This window comes from Actinomyces provencensis, from assembly GCF_900155435.1.
GTDB classification, from domain to species: domain Bacteria; phylum Actinomycetota; class Actinomycetes; order Actinomycetales; family Actinomycetaceae; genus Pauljensenia; species Pauljensenia provencensis.
The window spans coordinates 1-1,588 of the sequence record NZ_LT700212.1 but is presented as its reverse complement, the minus strand read 5'-3'; the positions used below and the strand labels follow the sequence as shown (position 1 = coordinate 1,588).

Sequence of the window (1,588 nt, the reverse complement as noted above, 5' to 3'; positions counted from 1 at the left end):
AGAGGCTCCCTAGAAAGGAGGTGATCCAGCCGCACCTTCCGGTACGGCTACCTTGTTACGACTTCGTCCCAATCGCCAATCCCACCTTCGACCACTCCCCCCGGACGAACCGGTTGGGCCATGGGCTTCGGGTGTTACCAACTTTCGTGACGTGACGGGCGGTGTGTACAAGGCCCGAGAACGTATTCACCGCAGCGTTGCTGATCTGCGATTACTAGCGACTCCACCTTCATGGGGTCGAGTTGCAGACCCCAATCCGAACTGAGACCGGCTTTAAGGGATTCGCTCCACCTTGCGGCATCGCAACCCTCTGTACCGACCATTGTAGCATGCGTGAAGCCCAAGACATAAGGGGCATGATGATTTGACGTCATCCCCACCTTCCTCCGAGTTAACCCCGGCAGTCCCCCACGAGTCCCCACCACAACGTGCTGGCAACATAGGGCAAGGGTTGCGCTCGTTGCGGGACTTAACCCAACATCTCACGACACGAGCTGACGACAACCATGCACCACCTGTGCACCACCCCGAAGGCCACCACATCTCTGCAGTGTCGCGGTACATGTCAAGCCTTGGTAAGGTTCTTCGCGTTGCATCGAATTAATCCGCATGCTCCGCCGCTTGTGCGGGCCCCCGTCAATTCCTTTGAGTTTTAGCCTTGCGGCCGTACTCCCCAGGCGGGGCACTTAAAGCGTTAGCTACGGCGCAGAAACCAAGGACGGTCCCCACACCTAGTGCCCAACGTTTACAGCATGGACTACCAGGGTATCTAATCCTGTTCGCTCCCCATGCTTTCGCTCCTCAGCGTCAGTAACGGCCCAGAGACCCGCCTTCGCCACCGGTGTTCCTCCTGATATCTGCGCATTCCACCGCTACACCAGGAATTCCAGTCTCCCCTACCGCACTCAAGCCTGCCCGTACCCACCGCACGCCCCCAGTTAAGCCAGGGAATTTCACGGCAGACGCGACAAACCGCCTACAAGCCCTTTACGCCCAATAATTCCGGACAACGCTCGCGCCCTACGTATTACCGCGGCTGCTGGCACGTAGTTAGCCGGCGCTTCTTTACCCACTACCCTCACCACGGACACATCCGCGGCTTGACCATGAGCGAAAGAGGTTCACAACCCGAAGGCCTCCATCCCTCACGCGGCGTCGCTGCATCAGGCTTGCGCCCATTGTGCAAAATTCCCCACTGCTGCCTCCCGTAGGAGTCTGGGCCGTATCTCAGTCCCAATGTGACCGGTCACCCTCTCAGGCCGGCTACCCGTCAAAGCCTTGGTAGGCCATCACCCCACCAACAAGCTGATAAGCCGCGAGCCCATCCCCCACCAGAAACCCCAAACGAGGCCCCTTTCCACCAACCCCCATGCGAGGACCAGTGAATACCCGGTATTAGCAGCCGTTTCCGGCCGTTATCCCAAAGAAGAGGGCAGGTTACTCACGTGTTACTCACCCGTTCGCCACTCACCACCCCAAGCAAGCTTGAAGCAGTCCGTTCGACTTGCATGTGTTAAGCACGCCGCCAGCGTTCGTCCTGAGCCAGGATCAAACTCTCCGAACAAAAACATTCAGAAAAACCCACCCA

Annotated in this window: 1 rRNA gene; it reads right to left on the bottom strand. The window is 58.3% G+C overall.

From position 1 onward, the window contains the following. Nucleotides 1-13: 13 nt before the first annotated feature. A 16S ribosomal RNA gene (locus tag BQ9890_RS00005) occupies nt 14-1,564 on the bottom strand. Between the last annotated feature and the right edge of the window lie 24 nt (nt 1,565-1,588).